Annotated in this window: 4 protein-coding genes; 2 read left to right on the top strand and 2 right to left on the bottom strand. The window is 70.6% G+C overall.

Annotation, left to right across the window (positions count from 1 at the left end; translation table 11 throughout):
• Window positions 1-1,243 (top strand): DEAD/DEAH box helicase (locus AB1578_23515; GenBank protein MEW6490867.1); only part of this gene is annotated, 1,243 nt, incomplete at its 5' end.
• Between the two features lie 9 nt (window positions 1,244-1,252).
• Window positions 1,253-1,396 carry a hypothetical protein gene (locus AB1578_23510; GenBank protein MEW6490866.1) on the top strand — a complete coding sequence of 48 codons (144 nt, stop codon included), beginning with the start codon at window positions 1,253-1,255 and terminating at the stop codon, window positions 1,394-1,396.
• 86 nt (window positions 1,397-1,482) lie between these two features.
• On the opposite strand, the gene AB1578_23505 is transcribed toward AB1578_23510, so the two are convergent.
• A complete protein-coding gene (locus AB1578_23505) occupies window positions 1,483-1,911 on the bottom strand; it encodes a type II toxin-antitoxin system HicB family antitoxin (protein ID MEW6490865.1) in 429 nt (142 codons plus the stop codon).
• A gap of 155 nt (window positions 1,912-2,066) precedes the next feature.
• Window positions 2,067-2,198 carry a phosphatase PAP2 family protein gene (locus tag AB1578_23500; GenBank protein ID MEW6490864.1) on the bottom strand — a complete coding sequence of 44 codons (132 nt, stop codon included), beginning with the start codon at window positions 2,196-2,198 and terminating at the stop codon, window positions 2,067-2,069.
• Window position 2,199: the final 1 nt, after the last annotated feature.

The raw sequence follows: 2,199 nt of genomic DNA, 5'->3' as shown, positions 1-2,199 counted from the left end.
CGACCTGTTCTCCGTGGTGGAGTTCATCGACGACCGGCGCCTGGGGCCCGCCTTCCGGTTCTTCCACCGCCACCGGGTGACCGACGAGCGGGGCAAGGTGCTGGGGTACAAGAACCTGGACGACCTGCGGGGCAAGCTCGCTCCCGTGCTCCTGCGGCGCACCCGGGCCCAGGTGATGAAGGAGCTCCCGCCCCGGACGACCGAAGTGCGGCGCATCCCCCCCACCGCGGAGCAGCTCGAGATCCACGACGGCCAGCAGCGGGTCATCTCGAGCATCGTGCGCAAGAAGTTCCTCACCGAGATGGACCTCCTGCGGCTCCAGAAGGCGCTGCTCCTGTGCCGCATGGCGGCCAACAGCACCTTCCTGGTGGACAAGCAGCCCCCCGGCTACTCCTCCAAGCTCGCCGAGCTCGACCAGCTCCTGGGGGACCTCCTGGCCGAGGAGGGGCGAAAGATCGTCCTCTTCTCCGAGTGGACCACCATGCTCGGCCTCGTGGAGCCGCTCCTGGCCAAGCGCGGCGCCGCCTACGTGCGCCTGGACGGCTCGGTGCCCCAGGCCCGCCGCCAGGGGCTGGTGAGGCGGTTCCAGGCCGACCCGGAGACCAAGCTCTTCCTCACCACCAACGCCGGCTCCACCGGCCTCAACCTCCAGGCCGCCGACACCGTGGTCAACGTGGACCTGCCCTGGAACCCGGCGGTGCTCGAGCAGCGCATCGCCCGGGCGCACCGGATGGGCCAGAAGCGCCCCGTGCAGGTGTACCTGCTCGTCACCCAGGACACCCTGGAGGAGGGCCTGCTGGGCACCCTGGCCGCCAAGCACGACCTGGCCCTGGCCGCCCTGGACCCGGACTCGGACGTCACCGAGGTGGATTTTCGCAGCGGCATCGAAGAGCTCAAGAAGCGCCTCGAGGTCCTGGTGGGCGGCAAGCCCCCGGCCCCCGTGGACGAGAGCCAGCGCCGGCAGGTGGAGGCCGAGCTCGAGCGCCTGCGGCGAAGAGACAAGGTGGCCGAGGCCGGGGGCCGGCTCCTGGGGGCGGCGGCTGCCTTTCTGGGGGAGGTCCTGGGCAAGGGGCCGGGCGCCGAAGAGGCCGAGCGGCTCGCCGCCGCCGTCTCGGCCCGCCTGGGGGAGTGCCTCGTACCCACCGACGACGGCCGCGTGGAGCTTCGGCTCCCCCTCCCCGAGCCCGCCGCCCTGGAGGGCTTCGCCCGGTCGCTGGCCCAGCTCTTCGCGCCTCGGGGGTGAGGGGCCGCCGTGACCCGCGAGGCCCTGGAGCGAAACCAGGTCCTCGTCTACCTGGCGGCCGCGCTCCTCGGCCTCCTGGCCGGCTCGGCCTTCCCCGCGGGGGTGGACGTGCGTCCTGGTTTAGTATCGCCGCCAGTGTGCTACGAATCGTGAACTGGGACACAACGTCTCACGTGCTGCGATGGCGGTGCGAGTTCGGGGCGGTGGCGGAGGAGCCGCTGGTCGAGCAGGCGCTGCGTTCACTCCACCCGAAGCTCCACGCGCTTGCCCAAGGCATGCAGCGCGCGCTCCAGGGTGGGCAGTTTGGTGCCGTATCGAGGATCGAGGATGCGGCGGGCCTCTCGCTCGTCCACTGCCAGACGCCGGCCCAGTTCGGACTTGCTCACTCCTGATTCCCGAGCCGACAGGTACAGGGCTGCCTTGAGTGCCGTCTGCAGCGGCAAGTCCACCGACGGCTGGCCGACCGCTGCATCGGAGGGCTCCGGCAGGGGCATGCCGTCTTCGATTCTCGCGGCAATGGCTTCCTCCAGGCAGTCGGCGGCCTGCTCCAGGCACTCCTCCACTGTCTCCCCTTGTGTAATGGCTTCGGGAACGTCCGCGAAGGTCACGACCCAGCCCCCGTCGGTTTGATCAGGGGTCAGCGTGACGGGGTATCGGAATCGGTGCATTTCATCCATCCTGAAAGTCTTCGAGGGCGATGCCGAGTTGTGCGAGCATCGCATGGAAGGTGCCGGTCTTGAGCTCATCCTTCGGGTTCCTGACGACCGTCCTCCCCGCTCCGTAGTAGAGGCTCCTGGCGAGACGGGCGCGGCGGTGCGAACGGTCACCCTCCCAGCACCCGGGCCAGGGCACCCGCCAGCGCCCCGCTCCCGGCCCCGATGGCGCTGCCCAGCGCCGCCCCCGCGAGGACGTCGGTGGGGTAGTGGACCCCGAGGAAGACCCGGGAGGCCCCGATC

It is taken from the genome of Thermodesulfobacteriota bacterium, from assembly GCA_040756475.1.
GTDB lineage: Bacteria > Desulfobacterota > Deferrisomatia > Deferrisomatales > JACRMM01 > JBFLZB01.
The sequence above is the reverse complement of the archived record's forward strand: the minus strand, read 5'-3'. Positions and strand labels throughout refer to the sequence as shown.

Excerpts from the sequence above, each read along its gene's own strand:
- AB1578_23505 (MEW6490865.1), bottom strand. The coding sequence starts at position 1,911 with ATGCACCGATTCCGATACCCCGTCACGCTGACCCCTGATCAAACCGAC.